19 protein-coding genes are annotated in these 19,164 nt (G+C 61.2%); 14 read left to right on the forward strand and 5 right to left on the reverse strand.

What is annotated here, in order from left to right:
• Window positions 1-5: 5 nt before the first annotated feature.
• From ACA043_RS03230 to ACA043_RS03240, 3 genes are all read left to right on the forward strand, one after another.
• Window positions 6-620, forward strand: coding sequence for a DUF4136 domain-containing protein (locus tag ACA043_RS03230; RefSeq protein ID WP_187678508.1), 615 nt, complete (start codon window positions 6-8; stop codon window positions 618-620).
• A 54-nt stretch (window positions 621-674) separates the two neighbouring features.
• Window positions 675-1,232, forward strand: a complete 558-nt coding sequence (locus ACA043_RS03235; protein ID WP_497658605.1) for a DUF4136 domain-containing protein — start codon at window positions 675-677, stop codon at window positions 1,230-1,232.
• A 116-nt stretch (window positions 1,233-1,348) separates the two neighbouring features.
• Window positions 1,349-3,337 carry a TadG family pilus assembly protein gene (locus ACA043_RS03240; RefSeq protein WP_497658606.1) on the forward strand — a complete coding sequence of 663 codons (1,989 nt, stop codon included), beginning with the start codon at window positions 1,349-1,351 and terminating at the stop codon, window positions 3,335-3,337.
• Here the strand turns inward: ACA043_RS03240 and ACA043_RS03245 are convergent.
• Window positions 3,334-6,069 (reverse strand): PAS domain-containing sensor histidine kinase, encoded by a 2,736-nt coding sequence (locus ACA043_RS03245; protein ID WP_497658607.1) that lies wholly within the window; start codon window positions 6,067-6,069, stop codon window positions 3,334-3,336. The two genes, ACA043_RS03240 and ACA043_RS03245, sit on opposite strands and share 4 nt — an antisense overlap.
• The gene (locus tag ACA043_RS03250) at window positions 6,066-6,506 is read right to left on the reverse strand and encodes a TadE/TadG family type IV pilus assembly protein (protein ID WP_187678504.1); all 441 of its coding nucleotides are present in this window, start codon (window positions 6,504-6,506) and stop codon (window positions 6,066-6,068) included. The genes ACA043_RS03245 and ACA043_RS03250 overlap by 4 nt, the downstream gene beginning before the upstream one ends.
• A gap of 75 nt (window positions 6,507-6,581) precedes the next feature.
• Between ACA043_RS03250 and ACA043_RS03255 the strand changes: the two genes are divergently transcribed.
• Window positions 6,582-7,052, forward strand: coding sequence for a prepilin peptidase (locus ACA043_RS03255; RefSeq protein ID WP_401268798.1), 471 nt, complete (start codon window positions 6,582-6,584; stop codon window positions 7,050-7,052).
• A 124-nt stretch (window positions 7,053-7,176) separates the two neighbouring features.
• Window positions 7,177-7,956: a response regulator gene (locus tag ACA043_RS03260; RefSeq protein ID WP_497658608.1), complete on the forward strand. Its 780-nt coding sequence runs from the start codon at window positions 7,177-7,179 to the stop codon at window positions 7,954-7,956.
• A gap of 38 nt (window positions 7,957-7,994) precedes the next feature.
• Here the strand turns inward: ACA043_RS03260 and ACA043_RS03265 are convergent, their stop codons facing one another.
• Window positions 7,995-8,402 (reverse strand): response regulator, encoded by a 408-nt coding sequence (locus ACA043_RS03265; protein ID WP_401268794.1) that lies wholly within the window; start codon window positions 8,400-8,402, stop codon window positions 7,995-7,997.
• Window positions 8,403-8,473: 71 nt separating this feature from the next.
• Complete coding sequence (locus ACA043_RS03270; protein WP_401268791.1) at window positions 8,474-8,683, reverse strand: Flp family type IVb pilin; 210 nt, start codon at window positions 8,681-8,683, stop codon at window positions 8,474-8,476.
• 338 nt (window positions 8,684-9,021) lie between these two features.
• Between ACA043_RS03270 and cpaB the strand changes: the two genes are divergently transcribed.
• From cpaB to ACA043_RS03315, 9 genes are all read left to right on the forward strand, one after another.
• The gene (gene cpaB / locus ACA043_RS03275; RefSeq protein WP_497658609.1) at window positions 9,022-9,969 is read left to right on the forward strand and encodes a Flp pilus assembly protein CpaB; all 948 of its coding nucleotides are present in this window, start codon (window positions 9,022-9,024) and stop codon (window positions 9,967-9,969) included.
• 21 nt (window positions 9,970-9,990) lie between these two features.
• The gene (locus ACA043_RS03280; protein ID WP_489880641.1) at window positions 9,991-11,262 is read left to right on the forward strand and encodes a type II and III secretion system protein family protein; all 1,272 of its coding nucleotides are present in this window, start codon (window positions 9,991-9,993) and stop codon (window positions 11,260-11,262) included.
• The gene (locus ACA043_RS03285) at window positions 11,259-12,449 is read left to right on the forward strand and encodes a CpaE/TadZ family protein (protein WP_187678497.1); all 1,191 of its coding nucleotides are present in this window, start codon (window positions 11,259-11,261) and stop codon (window positions 12,447-12,449) included. The genes ACA043_RS03280 and ACA043_RS03285 overlap by 4 nt, the downstream gene beginning before the upstream one ends.
• Window positions 12,446-13,717 (forward strand): TadA family conjugal transfer-associated ATPase, encoded by a 1,272-nt coding sequence (locus ACA043_RS03290; protein WP_187678496.1) that lies wholly within the window; start codon window positions 12,446-12,448, stop codon window positions 13,715-13,717. The genes ACA043_RS03285 and ACA043_RS03290 overlap by 4 nt, the downstream gene beginning before the upstream one ends.
• A 10-nt stretch (window positions 13,718-13,727) precedes the next feature.
• The gene (locus ACA043_RS03295) at window positions 13,728-14,612 is read left to right on the forward strand and encodes a type II secretion system F family protein (protein ID WP_187678495.1); all 885 of its coding nucleotides are present in this window, start codon (window positions 13,728-13,730) and stop codon (window positions 14,610-14,612) included.
• Window positions 14,609-15,499 carry a type II secretion system F family protein gene (locus ACA043_RS03300; RefSeq protein WP_187678494.1) on the forward strand — a complete coding sequence of 297 codons (891 nt, stop codon included), beginning with the start codon at window positions 14,609-14,611 and terminating at the stop codon, window positions 15,497-15,499. The genes ACA043_RS03295 and ACA043_RS03300 overlap by 4 nt, the downstream gene beginning before the upstream one ends.
• A 10-nt stretch (window positions 15,500-15,509) precedes the next feature.
• The gene (locus tag ACA043_RS03305) at window positions 15,510-16,199 is read left to right on the forward strand and encodes a hypothetical protein (RefSeq protein WP_497658610.1); all 690 of its coding nucleotides are present in this window, start codon (window positions 15,510-15,512) and stop codon (window positions 16,197-16,199) included.
• Between the two features lie 11 nt (window positions 16,200-16,210).
• The gene (locus ACA043_RS03310; protein ID WP_187678492.1) at window positions 16,211-16,483 is read left to right on the forward strand and encodes a DUF3613 domain-containing protein; all 273 of its coding nucleotides are present in this window, start codon (window positions 16,211-16,213) and stop codon (window positions 16,481-16,483) included.
• 515 nt (window positions 16,484-16,998) lie between these two features.
• The gene (locus ACA043_RS03315; protein ID WP_187681155.1) at window positions 16,999-17,358 is read left to right on the forward strand and encodes a DUF6124 family protein; all 360 of its coding nucleotides are present in this window, start codon (window positions 16,999-17,001) and stop codon (window positions 17,356-17,358) included.
• Window positions 17,359-17,475: 117 nt separating this feature from the next.
• On the opposite strand, the gene ACA043_RS03320 is transcribed toward ACA043_RS03315, so the two are convergent.
• On the reverse strand, window positions 17,476-19,146 hold the full coding sequence (locus ACA043_RS03320) for a ShlB/FhaC/HecB family hemolysin secretion/activation protein (RefSeq protein ID WP_497658611.1): 1,671 nt from the start codon (window positions 19,144-19,146) through the stop codon (window positions 17,476-17,478).
• Window positions 19,147-19,164 lie beyond the last annotated feature (18 nt).

Genomic DNA, 19,164 nt, shown 5'->3' on the forward strand with positions numbered 1-19,164 from the left:
GCAAAATGAAAGCACAATCGGGGTTACTGCTGATCTGTCTGGGGTTGGCCGCCTGTCAGGGCAGCAACCCCTACGTGGCGCAGTCGCGGCCCTTGCCGCCGGCGCCAGCGCAAGCCGCCAACACCTTTGACCGCAGCGCGTATCCGGCGCCGCCGCGTGATTACGGGCGCTACCGCAGTTGGGCCTGGCTCAACGGCCAACTGCCGCCAGGCACGGCATGGGCGGATTCGGCGCAAGTGGCTGAAGCGGTGAGCAACGCGCTGGATCAGCGCGGCTTGCGTCCGCTGCACGACAATCGCCCGGCCGACCTGTTCGTTACCGCCAATCTGCGTCTGGAAACCCGCTTGCGACAGGTCCAGGACGATTACGGATACGGCTACGGCGGATACAGTGGCTATGATCGTTATGGTCGCGGTTATGGCATGTACAACAGCGTGCCGGTCGTGCGCACCTATCAGGAACAGGTTGTGGTGGTGCGAGTCGACCTGTTCGACGCCGGCACCGGCCAACCGGTGTGGAGTGCCAGCGCCGAAACCGCCAACAAGGGCAGCCAGATCGACCGCACCGACGCGATTCGCGAGGCTGTGGAAAAGGCCATGTCGGCGTATCCTCCGAGCTAGCTTCGGTTAATCGAGAAGCTCTAGCAGGTTCATGTTTTCAACCGGAGAAAAACCATGTACCGCCGTCTTGCTTTATTCGCCATGGTTGCGCTGCTTAGCGCCTGTGCCGCCAACCGGGTCAATCACGACTTCGACGCCAGCCGCGACTTTGCCGGCTATCGCAACTGGAGCTGGAAAGACCCCGCCCTGCAATACCGTCCCGATGATCCACGGATCAAAAGCGACCTGACCGAGCAACGCATCCGTCAGGCCGTCACCGATCAACTGGACCAGCGCGGTTTGCGCCCGGCGCCTGCCGGCGCCAAGGGTGACTTGAGCGTGCAGACCTACCTGATCGTCGAGGATCGTCAGCAGCAAGTGACGACCAACTACGGCGGCGGTTGGGGTGGCCCGTGGAATGGTTACTGGGGCGCGCCGATGTACAACGAGACGCGCAACATTACCTACAAGGTGGCGACAATCCAGATCGACCTGCTCGATGGCAAGGACGGCAAACTGGTGTGGCGCGGCAGCGATGAGCAGATGCTCAGCAGCACGCCGAACCCGACGGATCGCAGCAATGCCATTCGCGAGACGGTGGCGCGTATCCTCACCAACTACCCACCGCGCTAGCATCCACCCCTTGTTGTTTTGTGGCGCACGGAATGGCGCGTTGCCACCAGCCCCGTCTACACTCAAAACCACCCACGGAGGTAGCGCTCGGCAGTGCGCCGGCAAAGGAGTGCGCGATGTCACCTCGTTCGCAATTCAATGGCCCGGCCCGCCAGCGCGGGGCGATCGGTTTGGTGGCGGCGCTGACCCTCGGCCTGGCCTTGGTGTGCATGGTGCTGGTGGTCGACAGCGGTCGTTTATACATGGAGCAACGCAGCTTGCAGCGGGTGGTCGATGTGGCCGCGCTGGAGGCGATTTCGCGCGGTGGCGATTGCCTGACAGGCGCCAGCGCAAACGGCTACGCCACGGCCAGTGCGGCACGCAACAGTTTTACCGTGGCGCAGGGCAGGACCCTGACCGTAACGTGCGGCACCGTGCAAACCGGTGCAAACAACCTGCGAGCCTTCGCCGCCGACGCCTCGAAAAAAGAAGCCATCAGTGTGGTCGCCACCCATGTTGTGCCCACCAGTGTGGCCGCCGCGCTCTACGCCTTGTTTTCGCCGGGCAGCGTGTCCCCGACCACGCGGCTCTCGGCCACGGCGGTTGGTGCCTCGGCTATTCTGCCGCCGCAAGCCCAATTGACCATCGGCACCACGGCGCTGACCATCGATGCCAGTAAGTCGGCTGCTCTGAATTCGTTGATCGGGCAGATGCTCGGCGGCAGCCTCAACCTCAGCGTCGCTGGCTGGCAGGGGCTGGTCGAGACCCATATCAATCTGCTCAGTTACCTCAATCAACTGGCGGTCGACGTTAATGTGGACGCGGGCAATTACACCCAATTGCTGAGCAAGAACATCCAGATCACCCAACTGATCGACACCGCCATCACCGTACTGACCAAGGGCGGTACCACCACCAGCGTGGCGGTCAACGGTCTGCTCGGACTGAAGGGGGCGGTTGGCAGCACTTCGGTGGCGCTCGGGCAATTGCTGCAATTGCAGACCGGGGCCACATCGGCGGCGCTCAATGCCAATCTGCAAGTGTTCCAGTTGATCGAAGCCGTCGTGCAAGTGGCTAACAGTCAAAACGCGCTGGTAGCGAGCGTGCCGTTGAGCATTCCGGGACTGGTCAATGGCTCGGTCAAAACCAAAGTCATCCAGCCGCCGCAATTGTCGGCCGTGGGCAATCCGCTGCTGGCCAAGGCTGATCCCATGGGTGCCAACCGGATCTACGTGAAAACCGCGCAGGTGCGCACGCTGATCTCTCTGAATCTGCCGGTGCTGTCTGGCGTGGCCGGGCTTGCCAATGCCATTGTCAGTACGCCGCTGGTGGGCGGGCTGACCGATACCTTGAACAATGTGCTGCACCTGAACATTGCCGGGGCATTGAACTCGGTGTTCTGTGCCTTGGGTGGCACCTGCCAGCGCACCGATCTGAAGATTCTGCCCACCTCGACCATCGACATTTTGCTGGAGGCCGCCGCCGCCGACAGCCATGTCACCGATTACAGCTGCACAAGCGATGCGACCAAGACCCTGACCACCCAGACCAACTCCTCGGTGGTCAAACTCAAGGTCGGCAAGATCGACGCCACCAACGCGTTTTCATCCTCGGGGGATGTCACCGTGCAGCCGCTGGCGTTGATTGATGTCGGCGTTATTACCTGCACCATTCCACTGCTGGGCCTGGGCCAGCCAACCTGCGATCCCAACTCGCGCAAACCGTTCTACGGCGGTGGCCTCGGGGTGATGGTGGATACCTCGGTGGCCAGTATGCAGAGCATCCACACCTACAACCAGCCACCGGAAATCAAGCAAACGCCGCAGAACTTCAGCTTCGGCACGCAAGGGGTCGTCAATAGCCTCAAAGGCACCTTGAGCGGGGTTCAGGTTCAGGCTTACAAACCCACCGGTTCGAGCCTGCTGGGTGGCTTGCTCACTACTACCGCCGACGTGCTGGCCGGCGTCAACAGCACGCTGGGCGTGGTCATCGGTAACTTGCTCAGCCCGGTGCTAGACCCGATTCTTGACGGTTTGCTCGCCAACCTCGGCATCACCCTGAACAAGGTCGACGTCGGCGCCAACCTCAGTTGTCGACCACCGGGGCAACCGATCCTGGTGATCTAGTCGGTCAGCGCAATCGGTAACTCGATACAGAATCGCGCGCCCTCGTCGCCATTGCGCACGCTCAGGCGTCCCCCCATGTTTTCGACGATGCCGTAACTCACTGACAAGCCCAGACCGGTGCCGACACCGACCGGTTTGGTGGTGAAGAACGGCTCGAAAATCCGCTCCAGCAGCCGCGGATCAATGCCGCCGCCGTTGTCTTCGACCCATAGCCGCACCACATGCTCGTCGCACTCGGCGTACAGGGCGATCCACGGCTGGAAGTCGCGATCGGCCTCGCGCTTGCCGAGCAAGGCATCGCGGGCGTTGACCATCAGGTTGATCAGCACCTGCTCAAGCTGATCGACGTAACCGCGCACCTGAACCGCAAAGCCTGCCTCTTTGATGCGCAGCTCGACGCCTTTGCCGCGCAGCCCCTCAGACAACAGCGACAACGTGCCTTCGATTGCATCGAGGGGATTGAACGGATGCTGTTCGATTTCCGAACGGCGGCCGAACACGCGCATGTGATCCACAACCCGCGCCGCCCTCTGGACTTGCGCGTCGATGCGATTGAGCTTGTCGGTCAGGTAGTCGATCTGCACATCGCCGTTGCTCAAGCGCTTGAGCACATTGACGATGGCCATGCGCATCACGTTCAGCGGCTGATTGATCTCGTGAGCCAGGCCGGTGGCCATTTCGCCGAGGGTGGCCATTTTCGCGCTTTGGGTCAGCTGTTGTTGCGAGCGGCGCACCTCGGTGTTGTCACGGCCCACCGCCTGCACCTCGATCAGTTGCCCGTGCTCATCGAACACCCCGCGATCCGACCAGACCCACCACGCATGTTCGCGACCGGGCAGGCGCAGATTGATTTCTGCAGTGCTCACTGGCAGTTCCGGGGTCAGTTGCGCCAAGCGCTGGACGAACGCCTGGCGCTGTTCGTCGGACATCCAGCCGCCCAGGTTCACGCCGGGCAATTGCTCCGGCGCGCACTCCAGATAAGTTGCCAAGGGCCGGTTGCCGAAGGTCAGGGTCAAGTCCGGACGATAGCGGCAAATCATCGCCGGCGAATCTTCCACCAGCATCCGGTAGCGCTCCTCACTGGCCTTGACCTGCTCGGCGGCGAGGGTCGCTTCGGTGACGTCCAGCCACAGCCCGACAGCTTCCACCGGCAGGCCGAGATCGTCGCGCAGCAATTTGGCTTCGTCGAGCAACCAGTGTGCATGGCCCTGGCGGTCGAGCACCCGATAACGCGCGCTTACCGAGCCCTCGCGCAGCAACTGCCGCGTGCGTTCGAAATAGCGAGGGCGGTCTTCGGGGTGGACGTGTTCCACCAGTCGGCCGCCGTCACAATCGGCCAGATTCCAGCCCAGCAACGGTTGCAGACTGGCGCTGAAAAACGTCGGTTGCAGCGCCCCTTCGACGTAGCGTTGCACGTAGATCACCGCGGGTGAGCTGGCGATCAGATTGTCCAGTCGCGCATGGGCAGCGGCCGCCTGTTGCTGCTGATTCTTGATGTCGCTGATGTCGAGCATGAACCCCACCAGCCGCCGCTCGGCGCCGATGCCCAAAGACCGGCCTTGCAAGCGAAACCACAGCGGCAACGATTGATCGCTGCGTTGCCAGCGCGCGTTCAACTCCAGCGGTGCGCCTTCATCCTGCAAAGCTCGCAGACGACTGCGTAGCTCATCACGGTCGGCAGGGTGCACCTGGTTGAACCAGTCCTGAATCGGCAACCGCGCAGTCGTCAAACCCAAGCTGTCAGCCAGAGTCGGGGCCAGTTGCACTGCTGTGCTGTCGCTGCTCATTTCCCACCATCCACTGCCGAGCAGCGCTTGCAGGCTTTCCAGACGTTCCAATTGCAGATGATGGCGATGCTCGCGCAGGCGCTCCAGCAGGGGCGCGGCCACGGCAGCGGCCAGCAACAGCCAGTCGTGATCGCCGAGATCGGGTGCCTGCTGCTGCGCGTTATAGCCGGCGCACAGCAACCACGCCGCCACGCCCTGGGCATCGCGGTAAGGCACGGCGAAACCCTCATTCGGGCCGAGCAGCGCGCTCAGGCGTGGCTGCTCGCCAGCCAGTAAACGTTGCGGCAATGCGCCGTTCAGGCTGTCGAGGCCCGTGCCCAGTTGCTGTTGATCACGCCACACCTGCGGCGCGTTCAGCGCCGCATAATGCTGATGAATCTGCCAGCCCTGACCTTGCTCATCGAGCAACGCCACTGCCAGGCAGGGAATGTGCAAATGCTGGCTCAAGCGCTGCAACTGTTCGCCCAGCACCTCGGGCAGGCGTGCGAGGCTGCCCAGGCGCAATTGATCGCGAATCTGCGTGGCCAGCCACTGGCATTGCTCGCGGCTGTGCGCCTGACGTCGTTCGCTGAGCAGATCACCGATGTCCAACAACTGCAAAATCCAGCCGTCCCCCTGCGCCTGCACCCAACCGCGCAGGTGCAGCGGCGGGCCGCTCAGGCTGAAAAAATCCAGGTCGAGCAATTGTCCTTGCCAGTCCGCAGGCTGTCCCTCTAGTGCGAGGCTGCTGTGGGGCAACACATACTCCACCAGAGGTGCGGGATGGCTGGTGGATATCCGCTGCGCCAGCACATGCCGCAACGGCCCGCTCATATGATTGACCCGGCCTTCGCCATCCAGATAGAGCTGCAGGCCGACGCTCGGCACCAGAGGACTGTCCATTGGCTGGACCGTTTCGGGGTGTCGATTGAGCAGGCGGCCGAACAGCTTGTCACCGGAACTCAAAATTGCAGGCTCGACGAGGCGCGCAAAGTCGCAGGCAGGCGCGGCACCGTACCGATGCCCGGCAGCACCAGAAACGGCAGCGCCTGATTCAATTTGCTGGTGGGATAGTTGATGGTCACCGTTAGCACGCCACCGACATAGGTGATGTTGCTGTCCGTGGCGGTGTTGAAGTTCAGCGCGCCGGGCAGCCAGGCCAATTGCCGGCCCAGTTCGGTTCGGGCCGTGGCGGTGACCGCCGTGGAGTAATTGGCCGTGGCCGGGTCAAGCGCCACGCTGCGGCGCACGGCTTCGGCCGTCGACTCATTGAACGACTGCATCAACAACAGCGGCAGGCTGTAGCTGACCAAGCCATAAAACACGGCGAAGAAGGTGACGAACACCAAGGCAAACTCGATGGCCACGGCACCTTTTTGCTTGCGGGGGAGGGCGGTTTTCATGAGTGCGTCTACCCTGACAATCACTACGTAATCTCAGCATAGAATCAATCGGCCAAAACGGACGTTTTTTACCGTATGCACAGCTTTGTCCTACTGATTTGGCTGACCCTTTGCGCGGCACAGGATGCCCGCCAACGGCATATCGGCAACGGGCTGACCCTGGGAGTTGGCGGGTTGGCGTTGGGGTATTTGCTGATCACCGGCACTACCTGGCTCGGCGCTGAAGCCACGCAGGCGGGCTGGGCTGTCCTGCTGGCCCTGGCGCTATCCCTTCCTGGTTACGTGTTGAAACATTTTGGCGCCGGTGATGTGAAACTAATGACAGCCTTGGCGCTGGCGACGGACGGTGCACACCTGCTTGGCGCGTTTATCGGCGCAGCGCTGACCAGTGCGATCTGGTTATTGCTGGTGCCAAAACTCTGGCTGCATATGAGTCAAGGGCTTAGAGAACGTCTTCGATATATGGCTCCAGAAAAGTCAAAAAAGCTGCCATTTGCGCCGTTCGTGCTGGTTGGGACAATCCTGGCGTTGCTTTGGATCCGCTAGTCGCCACCTGTCACTACTGCTATGTACATAGTCGGAAAGTGCGTCTACTTTCAAATCAACGTTGTACAGCCTCGCGCTGTAAGTACAGGAACGGTCAGCCTTTGGCCTGGGCATGGAGTGGCAAGTGAACAAGCTTACGTCTGCGGTAAAAGTTCTGGTGGTCGATGATCAGCCGCTGATTGTCGAAGAACTCTGCGAATTCATTGAGAGCAGCGGCTACCGTTGTGTCCCTTGCGTATCGAGCAAGCAGGCGATCGAGCAATTTATCGAAGACACCGCCATCGGTCTGGTGCTGTGTGACCTGCATATGCCGGACATGGACGGCATTCAACTGGTGCAGGAACTGCAACGTTTATCGGGCAAGCATCGGGCCTTTGAAGCGATCATGCTCACCGGGCGTGCCGACAAGCAGGACGTGATCAAAGCTTTGCGCGCCGGGATTGCCGACTACTACCAGAAACCTATTGATCTGAACGAACTGCTCCAGGGTTTGCAGCGCCAGGAAGTGGCGTTGCAGGAACGGCAGAAAACCCTGCAACTGGGCAACCTGAATCAGAAGCTGCAATTCCTCTCCGAGTCGATCGACGATCTTTACCAGGACCTCGACAAAGTCCGCCGCGGCCCTGCGCCTGTGAGGGACGAGGGGGCGGGTGATGCTGAAGGGGCGGTGGAGATACCGACGATTTTCAATCAGCTGTCGCCGCGTCAGCTGGACGTTGCCCGGTTGGTGGGCAAGGGCCAGACCAACTATCAGATTGCCTGTGAATTGGGGATCACCGAGAACACCGTCAAGCTGTATGTCTCGCAGGTCTTGCGCCTGACGCACATGCATAACCGCACCCAGTTAGCCCTTGCGTTGTCGCCGAGCAGTTCAGGACTGCGTCAACGGGTGACCGCGCACTGATTGCTGATGACCCCGCCCATTGAGCGGGGTCAAACCCCTCAACCGATGTTGGCCTTGGACTTGGGAAACAGGTTGTCCAGGGTTTCCAGCAAGCGCACGTGATAGATCGGTTTACGGAACAGGTCCAGCACCTGCAGGCGCAGCATATCGCTGACGTCTTCCATGTCTGCATGCCCCGAAGTGACGATCACCGGAAGATGCTGGCGCGAGGTGTGTTCACGCAGGCGCTTGATCAGCGAGATGCCGCTTTCTTCCGGCATGCGCAGATCGGTAATCACCAGGGCGATATCGGGATGGCGGGTCAGGTGGTGCAGGGCGAGTTTCACCGACGTTGCCGTATGACAGATGAACCCTTCGCCCTCCAGCAACTCCGCAAGCTCCAGCAGTGCGTCCTCTTCATCGTCGACGAGGAGCAACTGCTGGCGCGGAGTATGTGAGGAGTTCATGGGCAACACCTGCAATGGACTGAGTGCTGACGTTAGAACTCAATGGCCGCATTGACAAGTTATCGGTCCGATCACGGGGTTGGAGTGAGCGCGGTCTGGATGGCGGTCAGGATTGCGGTGACCTGAGTGCCAATACCGTTACCGAACGCGGCAATCACCAGCGCCACCAGACCGACGACCAGTGCGTACTCGATGGCGGACGCGCCCTCGGTGTCTTTGGCCAGGCCTTTGAAGAATGCGATCTCGGATTTGATTTTTTGTACAACGCGGGAATACGACATGAGAATTCTCCTTGAGCACGCCAGGTGTTGCGCGTTCGCAACATGATCTCCCTGTGCCAGCATCAGCATTGTTGGCAAATCGCGAGCCTACAACTGTAAGAACAGATTAATACCTAAGTAGTAGTGAGCCGTTTAACGGCAGAAAACGACATTTGGCGCTTCAAGCCGCTACTTTCGTTGGATTTTTTGCTGTTCGTAATGGCGTTTTGTTCTGGCTGCGCTACCGTCAAATAGCGAAATAGTTGCTTGTTCATAGCTGCCTGATTGCGAAGTTATCTCGTTGGAAGTCACGGGTCATTGCATGAGAGACAAAACGCAGCGGGAAAGGGAGAGCCGTCATGAACAGTCGCGTCACTCTGGGTCTGGCCGGGTTGTTTCTGGTAGGCGCCATCATTGCCGGGTATTGGGGGCTCACCTTGAGCCGGCCGCCGGTGGCCGAACCGGTTGCGGCTCCCGCCGTGGCGCCAGCCGCAACGCCCGTCGCCAGCACCGAACCTGTTGAAGATCCAACGCGTCAGCCCGTCGTTGTGTTGCTGCGCGACATCCCGCCTTTCGTGAAGATCACCGCCGCCGATGTGGCCGTGGAAAAACTGCGCACCGCGCCGGCCGGCAGCCTGGGCAATGTCGATCAGGTCATCGGCCGCACACCGTGGCGGCCCTTGAGCGCCGGCAGTTGGCTCAGTGATGAAAGCTTCCAGCCGGGCAGCCCTTTGGCGCGGATGATCCGTCCCGGTGAGCGGGCACTGGCGGTGGCGGTGGATGAAGTGATCAACGCCGGCGGGCAATTGGCCCCCGGCGATTACGTCGATGTGTTGCTGTTCTTGCGTAAGGACGAAAACAATCCACAAGCTTCGGCGCAACGGGTGGTGACGGCCGTGCGCGTACTCGGCGTCGGCAGCCAGATGGGCCTGACCAACGACGGCCAATCCGCCGGCCCGGCGCGCAGTGATGACGAGCGACTCAAACAGGAACAACAGCGCATGGCCGCCCGCAGTGTGGTGCTGGCAGTGCCGGAACCACTGGTCAGCCGCTTGATGCTGGCGTCCAGCGCCGGGGTGTTGCGCCTCGCGGTGCGTAGTGCCGATGAACAGCAACTGGCGAAATACTGGGCCGGCGAAAACGATGTCGCCACTCAACTCGACACGCCTCGGCGCGAGTTGGTCGAGTTCAGTCAATTGTCCCTCACCGCTCCACCCAAACCCATGGCCGTGGCCGGTCAACCGGCGGCGCGCAAACCGACCGTGGAAGTTATCCGCGGTGCTGAAACCGCACAACCCACTCCCTGAATCGAGCAAGGACGCCTTTACATGCGCACATGCTTCACGCCCCTGTTCAACGGCTTGTTTCGGGCCTCGCTGCTGAGTGTTGCCTCGATCGGCAGTGCCGTCGCCGCCGCCGGCAATTGCGCCGCGCTCGGCCCGTTGCCTTCGGTGCTGGAGGTCGGCGAAGGTTTGCAACAGGCGTTGCAATCACCGGTCGCGATCACCCGGGTGGCAGTGGGCGATCCGAAAATCGCCGACGTGCGGGTGACCGGCGATAACGCGGTGTTGCTCACGGGTGTCGGCCCCGGCGCCACCACGCTGATGATCTGGAGCACCTGTTCCAGCGCCCCGCGCCAAAGTATGGTGTTCGTGCAGGGCAAGGCCAGTGCGGCCATGACTACTGTCTCGCTGCCGGCCTCCGAAGACCCGAACTTGCCGTCGCAAGTACAGACCGACATCCGCTTCGTCGAAGTCAGCCGCACCAAACTCAAAGAGGCCGGCACGTCGATTTACGGCAAAGGCTCGAACAACTTTCTGTTCGGCGCACCGGGTACCGTGCCCAACACCGGCGTCACTCCCGGCGTTGTGCCGTTGGCCAACATCGACCCGCGTATCGCAGTGCCCGGCATCCCGTTGGCCAACGACATGTTCAACATCGTCTGGGGCGGCGGCAGCAGTAAATTCCTCGGCATCGTCAATGCGCTGGAGGGCAGCGGTTTTGCCTACACCCTGGCGCGGCCGAGCCTGGTGGCGTTGAGCGGGCAGAGCGCAAGTTTTCTCGCCGGCGGCGAAATCCCGATCCCGGTGCCGAGCGCCAACAGCAACAGCTACTCCATCGAATACAAGGAATTCGGTATCCGCCTGACACTGACCCCGACCGTGGTCAGCCGTGATCGCATCGCCCTCAAGGTCGCCCCGGAAGTCAGCGAGCTCGACTACAACAACGGCGTGACCATCGGCGGCACCACGGTGCCGGCGTTCACCATCCGCCGCACCGACACCAGCATCTCCCTGGCCGATGGCGAGAGTTTCGTGATCAGCGGTTTGATCAGCACGCAGAACGCTTCTCAGGTGAACAAATTTCCCGGGCTGGGCGACATACCGGTCATCGGCGCGTTCTTTCGCAACTCCTCGATCAACCGTGAAGAGCGCGAGTTGCTGATGATCGTTACGCCGCACCTGGTCCAGCCGCTGGCCGCCAATGCGCCGCTGCCGTCGCTGCCCGGCGAAAAACTGCGCAACTACGACCCGAACTGGTATCGCCTGTACTTCCTCGAAAACGGCAACTTCGATAAACGCAGCGGATTATCGCAATGAGCCAGAACCTGAGTCAGACCTTCCTCGCCATCACCCGCAACGACACGGATCTTGAGTGGTTGCAAGGGTCGCTGGCGCCGCTGGGGCAAGTGGTCAGCGCTGGCGGCGGCAGTCTTGACGAGCTGCTGGCGCTGGTAGACGTGACCTTTGCCAGCCTGGTTTTCGTCGGTCTCGACCGCGAGCATCTGGTGGCCCAGAGCGCACTGATCGAAGGCGTGCTGGAAGCCAAACCGATGCTCGCCATCGTCGCCCTCGGTGACGGTATGGACAATCAACTTGTGCTGAATGCAATGCGCGCCGGGGCACGGGATTTTGTCGCCTACGGTTCGCGCTCCAGCGAAGTCGCCGGGCTGGTGCGACGCCTGAGTAAACGCCTGCCGGCGGTCACACCAAACACCCAACTCGGCGGTTTGACCGTGCTTTACGGGGTACAGAGCGACGCCGACGGCGCGCTACTCGCCAACCACATGGCGCTGGTGGTGCAGAAGAGCGGGCAGCAAACCCTGTTGCTCGACCTGGGCCTGCCACGCGGTGACAGTCTGGCGCTGTTGGGGCTGGAGAGCTCGTTTCATTTCGGCGATGCGTTGCGCCACCTGCGGCGCCTCGACGCGACCCTCATCGACAGCGCCTTCACCAGCGCCGAAGCAGGGCTGCGCATCCTCGCCTACGCCGGTTCCGACGAGCCACTGGAACGCACCAGCGCCGCCGAGTTGTACATGTTGCTCAGCGCCCTGCGCCAACACTTCCAGCACATCGTGGTCAACCTCACCGGGCAACCCGACAGCGAAGCGCTGCGCACCTTCGTCAGTCACTGCGACAAACTCCTGTGGTACACCGATCAGAACGTGCTCGACTGTCGCCGCAACCTTGCCGTGCTCAATCTGTGGCGCGAGAAGGGCATGAAACTCGATCACGGTCGCCTGCTGGTGGATCGCTATCTACGCAACGTTGCGCCTGATTCCGACACCCTCGGCAAGACCTTCGGTCTGGAGGTGATTGCCGTACTCGCCTACAGCCCGGAAGTTCGACTCAACGCCAAGAATCAGGGCGTGACCCTGTTCGAACTGGCCCCGCGTGAAGCCCTCAGCCAAAGTCTGCGCACCCTTGGCGAACGCTTGGCGAAACGCTCGGAAAGTCTGGCCAAACCGAAAGTCACCTGGTTCGACCGCTTGCGAGGCACCTCATGAACGGCGAGCAATTGTTCGGCGGCCCTCAGCGCCACGCCACCGGCAACACCGATCACGATGGCCTGAAACTGGTGCTGCACCGCTACATCATCGATGCCATCGAAGAGTCCGGGAAAAACCTGCTGGAGGGTTCGCGGCAGGTGCTTTCGCAATTCGTCATCGACAAGGTCGCCGAATACATCGCACGCCTGCACCTGGCGATTTCCCGTTATGAAATGGAGCGTCTGGCCGAAGAGATCGTCGATGAACTGACCGGTTTCGGCCCGCTGGAAGTGCTGCTGCGCGACACAGCGGTCACCGAGATTCTGGTCAACGGCCCGCACCGGGTGTTTATCGAACGCGACGGCGTATTGCACCTGAGCGACTTGCGCTTCATCGATGCCCACCACGTCGAACGGGTCATGCAGCGCATCCTTGCACCGCTGGGTCGACGTCTCGACGAGTCCTCGCCGATGGTCGATGCGCGCCTGCCCGATGGCAGTCGGGTCAACGCGATCATCCCGCCGATTGCCCTCGATGGCCCGTGCCTGTCGATCCGTAAGTTTCGCAAGGACATGCTCAAGAGCACTGACCTGATGGCCATGCAAACCATCGATCAGGCGATCTACGACTTCATAAAAGAAGCGGTCGGCAAGCGCTGCAACATTCTTGTCAGCGGCGGTACCGGTACCGGCAAGACCACGCTGCTGAACATCCTCAGCCAGTTGATCAACCCCCACGAACGCCTCGTCACCATCGAAGACGTCGCCGAGTTGCAACTCGGCCACCCGCACGTCGTGCGCCTGGAAACCCGTCCGCCGAATGCCGAGGGCCACGGTGAGGTCAAGGCCAGTGACCTGATCCGCAACGCCCTGCGCATGCGCCCCGACCGAATCATCCTCGGCGAGATTCGCGGTGTTGAAGTGGTCGACGTACTCACCGCCATGAACACCGGCCACGACGGTTCGATGAGCACCGTGCACGCCAACAACGCCCAGGACGCCTTGTTGCGCCTGGAAACTCTGGTCGGCCTGACCGGGCGCACCATCGCCGAACGCACCCTGCGCCAGATGATCTGCGCGGCACTGGATGTGGTGATTCAACTGACCCGCATGCCCGATGGCCGCCGCTGCGTCAGTGAAGTGGTGGAAGTGGTTGGCGTGCGTGATGACGTTTACGTCACCAACACCTTGTTCCGCCTCGACCGCCGCACAGGTTTCGGTTTCCTGCGCGAAGCAGTGAACCCGGCCGGCGACAAGTTGCGCCGCGAACCGACGCTGGCGCACTGAGGGCCACGGCATGCTCAAACCGCTATTGCTCATCGTGATTTGCCTGGGCCTGCTCGGTTTGTCGCTGCGCCTGTTCTACAACGGCTGGCGCCAGAGTGGCGCCGAACGGGTACTGGATCGACTGAATCAGGGCCAGCCGCAACTGACGGTGGATTCGCCCCGTTGGGCCAGTCTTGAGCGGGCCTTTTTGCGCGCAGGACTGGGCCGTCCGACCGAGCGCATCGGTATCTGGCTGCTGCTCTGGGCCTTTGCGATCCTGATCGGTTTTGCCTTGGCCGGATGGGTCGGTTTGCTGGTTTTGCTGGTGTTGCCGCCAGTGATGCTGCGCCTGTATGTCAGTTGGCGCTATCAACGGCGCTTGCGGCGGATGATCGAACAATTGCCGCAACTGCTCGACCACACTGTGCGCAGTCTTAAGTCTGGTCGCACCTTGGCCGATGCGGTGCTCGGCGGCATCGAGGCCAGCGAAGATCCACTGAAAAACGCCATGGGCCGTGTGCAGCGCAACGTCCAGTTGGGCGTGAGTTTGCCGGACGCGATGTCGGACATGGCCGAGCTTTACGAGAAGGACGAATTTCGCCTGTTCGCCCTCGGCCTCAAGGTCAATCACCGCTATGGCGGCAACGCCAGCGAACTGCTGGAAAACCTGATCAAGATGATCCGCGAGCGCGATCAGGCCTCGCGCCAGTTGCGCGCCATGACTGGCGAAACCCGCCTGACCGCGTGGGTGCTGGGCTTGCTGCCGATTGCCATGGCCGGGTATTTCCTGATGGCCAATCCGATTTATCTGGTCGCCATGTGGCACGACCCGTCCGGGCAGCGAATGCTGGCCACGGCGTTCGGCATGCAGGTGATTGGCAGTCTGTTGCTCTGGCGGATGTTGCGCAGCCTATGACCACACCCCTGATGATCAGCGCCGTGTTGTTGCTCGGCGCCGCCCTGTTACTGATCGCCAGCCTGCTGGAGCAACGCCGCCGCGCGCGGCAGATCAGTCGGCGACTGGACGGTGACCTGATCCGCGAAAACCGTTTCGGCAACCTGTTGCACGTGCTCGGCGAGAGCCAGGTCGGCCAGCGCAGCGTCAAGCTCGACAACGAAACCCAGACGTTACTCAACCGTCTCGGCTGGCGCAGCGCTCGTCAGCGCTCGCTGTTCGCCGCCTGCCAGATCGGTACGCCGTTGTTGCTGCTGGCGCTGACGGTGTTGCTGCAATCGGTGTTCTTTCCGACCGTAGAAAAACAATGGATCGCGCCGTTGTTTGCCCTCGGTGTCGGCTACTTGTTGCCCAAGCGGTTGCTGGTGATGGCGGTGGCGCGGCGGCAAAAACAACTGTCGACCGAGATCGGCACCTTCCTGCCGCTGCTGCGCATCCTCTTCGAATCCGGCATGGCCGTGGAGCAGGCGCTGCGCGTGTTGAGCCACGAAAGTCAGGCGTTGCTGCCAGTGCTGACTCAGGAATTACGTCTGGTGCTGGCGCGGGTCGACTCCGGTCTTGAGCTGGGAGAGGAACTGAACAAAGCCACGCAATTGCTGGCGGTGGACGAGTTCACCGACACCTGCGTGATCCTTCAACAGTTGCTGCACCAGGGCGGCGGGGCGATGAAGTCGCTGCTCTCGCTCAAGCAACTGCTTGATGACCGGCGCCTCACGCGCCTGCAGGAATACATCTCGAAGATGTCCGCAAAAATGTCCGTCGTGATGATGCTGTTTCTCTTCCCGGCGTTATTGATCGTCCTCGCCGGCCCGGGCTTTACCGCCCTGGCCAAGGCCTTGGGGGCTTGAAGGAGTGGTGATGAAAGCAATGATTGCCGGTGCATGTCTGTTGTTGCTCGGTGGCTGTGTCAGCACCGGGCAGAACCCCTGGGAAGCGCTGACCAACAGCGCCAGTTGCGGCAAGCTCAGTTCAGATCAGCAACTGTCGTTGAACCTGGCCGATGACATGGCCAAAGACGGCAAGCTCCACGCCAGCCTGGCCAACCTGCAAAGCCTGCCGGACAACCTCGCCGATGTGCGGTTGCGCAAGGCCAAGGTTTACCGTTTGCTCGGACGCAGCGAGGCCGAACCGTTGTATCGCAGCCTGCTCGGTACGTGCCTGGCGGCCGAGGCCGAACATGGTCTGGGCCAGCTCGCGGCGGCCAGATCCGATTACGGTCAGGCACAGGCGCACCTGCAACGCGCCGCACGATTGGCGCCCACCGACGAAAAAATCCGCAACGATCTGGGCGTGGTTTACCTCAATCAACTGCGCATCGAGGACGCGCGTTTTGAGTTCCTCACTGCCATGGAGCTCAAGCAAAGCGACAAATTGGCCGCGCTGAATCTGGTGACGCTTTTGCTGTATCAGGACGATTGGAACCGCGCCGCCGAACTGGTCAGCCGCTTCGGGTTGAGCCCCACGCAATTCAGCGAAGCTCAGAGCCGCGCGGAAAAACTCAAAGTCCCGAACCCTGCCACTGCCGCCGTCACAGCGATGCTCAAGTAAGGAGAGCCGCGATGAAAACCGCGATTTTTTGTCTTGCTCTGTTGGCTCTGCCGCTCACCGGTCATGCCATCGACGCCGGCCCGGCCTCGGCCCAGCAACAGGAAACCGAGGGCTGGCTGCAACTGCAAAGCCGCAACAAAGTGGCCTCGCCGAAAGTACAGACGGTGACGCCGACTGAACGGGAATTGGCGATGCAGCGCTGGCTGAAAAGCTACGAGCATCAGATACCGCAGTTTTTTGATCAGGATCAGGGTGGCGAGGTCGATAGCGGTTCGGGGGGCTAGCAGGTTCACCGCGTTATCGTTCATCGCGAGCAGGCTCGCTCCCACAGGTTCTACATGGGCTTGAAAATCGCGCATACCTTTGTAGGAGCTGCCGCAGGCAGCGATCTTTTGACTTTGATTTTTGAAGGTCAAGATCAAAAGATCGCAGCCTGCGGCAGCTCCTACAGGGAGTGGATTTCAAGTCGGGATGTTTAATCGTGTATCGAAATCTCAGAAGCATCCCACAAGGTTTTCAGGTTGTCCGTCGGACGTGCGCTCACTAGTCTTGGGCTGTCGCTGACACCTCAGCGATCGGGTGTGGAAACCTGAATGTTAAGTAGATGCATTGCACCAGCACCGTAATGGTTGCCGACGTCTTCGTTCGTCTGCAAACTGCGTCGCGGCGGCTGTGCGTGGGCAGACTTCGGTCTGGCCGGTTGCCTACTTATCGGTATTTCCACCCCGCGTACAGCTGCCACCTTTTTGTCGTGTGGAAACGACAACAGGTGGCTCCTTCAGCCAAGTAGGAGTTTTTCATGGACAAACTGATTCCCGATCCACCCCTCGAAACCACCCCACTCGCCGACGCCATCCGCGCCGATGACCAGGCGAAAAACCGCGAAGCGATCAAGCGCGCGCTCGATTTCTATCTCTGCCCCGAACCGAAAAAACCGCGCCAGCCGAGCACGATGTTCCTCGTCAATCCGAGTGTCGACACCGAAAGCCTGCTCGCCCACGCCTGCGAATCACTGGCCAGCGCCAGCACAGCGGCCAGCAACTTCGCCAATGAACTGAGCGGCGCGCAACGCAGCACCGTGTTGGGCATCCAGCAAATTGTCATGCTCGCCGAACTGGCGGTGAACCGGGCGCTGGATCGGGTCGACCCGCAAACCTGATCCGCAGAAAAAACCGCGTTATCGTTCATCGCGAGCAGGCTCACTCCTACATTTGGAATGCGTTCCCCTGTAGGAGTGAGCCTGCTCGCGAAAGCGGTATGACAAGCGCCGCTTTTTCTACAACTGATAACTGAAACTGATGCTGTACCTCGGCTTGCGATTGAACGTATCCAGCGCTTCATCCGACATCGCCTTCGCCGCCTCCAGTGCAATGTTGTAGTACTTGGCATCGCCAAACCTCAGACCGATCGCCGCCGATGACAGGTTGTTGGCTTGCACCGGCAGTTCATTGAACCAACTGCGCGAACGATCGAGCACGACGTACGGCTGGAGGATTCGCACCCAGTTGCCGTCACGGTTGAAGCTGTAGTTGACCTCGTAAGCCACCCCCCAACCCTTGTCGCCGGACGCCTGATCATCGGGATAGCCGCGACCGAAATTCTGCCCGCCGAACACCGCCCGTTCGCTGTCGGGCAAGGTGTCGTCGCTCCAGTACAACGCCGCCGACAGCACGCCTTGCCAGTTGTCGAGGAACTTGTCGCTCTGTACGCCAGAGAGCCGCACACGGAAGAAATCCAGGTCGATATCGCTGGAATTGGTCTTCGCGCCCAAGCTGTCGAAGCCCTGATAAACCCCGGCGCTGAGGATTCGCAGTTGCCGTGCATCGGCCTTGCGCCAGTCGCCTTCGAAGGCGAGGGCGCGGATGTCGGTGCGGAACTCCGTGCTGAACGGGAAGTTGATGCCGTCGTAGCGAGTCTTGTCATTGACCGCATACAGGCGCGAGCCGGCGGTCAGCAGTTCGTTGGATGCGGCAATCAACGGCACGTTGAAGCCGATGGAATATCGGTCGTTTTCGCGATGGGTATCCAGGCGTCCGCCACCGTTGATCAACACTTCGGTTCCGGGGTCGGCGCGATAACGTGAGGCCGACAGATTCAGTTGCGTGCCTTCGGCGTCGAGGAACTGGCTGTAGTCGAGGCGGTAGTAACGTTCGTGGTCGTCACCGGGCGGGAACAGACCGCTGAGGCTCAGTTGTTCACCCATGGAGGTCTGCGAGTTACTGCTGACGCCGAGCAAGGCCTGGGGGCCGTTGCGGTTGTCTTCGGTGGTGCTCAGTGTGCTGGTGAACGGTTTGCGGCTGGCCTGGGCGACGAGTGTCGTGGCGCCGTCGGTGGTGCCCGGCGGTGGCACCTGGGCCTGGAGGGTCACGCCGGGAATGCGCGTCATCAACGTGGTGTAGCGCTCGAAGGTCTTGCGGGTCAGCGGCCGTTCGGCCTGGATTTTCGCCGCCAGTTTGTCGAGCAGGCCTTTGACTCGGCCGACATCGCCCTGCATCTGCACGTCGCGCACATAGCCTTCAACCAGCACCACCCGCGCCACGCCGTCATCGAAACTCTGTTGCGGCAGGAAGGCGTAAGACAACAGGTAGCCGTCCTGTTGGTAGCGGCGGGTGATGGTACGTGTGGCTTCGATCAGGTCGGCGAGGCTGGCCTCGCGGCCGATCAGTGGCTTGTAGATATCGGCCAGTTCGTTGAGTGGATAGATTGTCCCGCCTTCGATCTGCACCGTCTTGAGATTGACTTTTGTCTCCATCAACAACGGTTGCGCGGCGGTCGCGCCGGGGTCAGGCACTTGCAGCGGCGCGGCGGCCGGGCGATAGGCATCGGCCGGCAGATTCGGCACGGGCAGGTTGCGGATGGTTTCGTTGCTATTGAGAAAGCTGGGCAGGGTGTCGGCGAGGGCGGTGGAACTGAGACTGAGGAACAGCAGGGATGCCATAACGCGCATAGGACACTCCATGGTCAG

The sequence above is a fragment of the Pseudomonas sp. LBUM1648 genome (assembly GCF_059716145.1).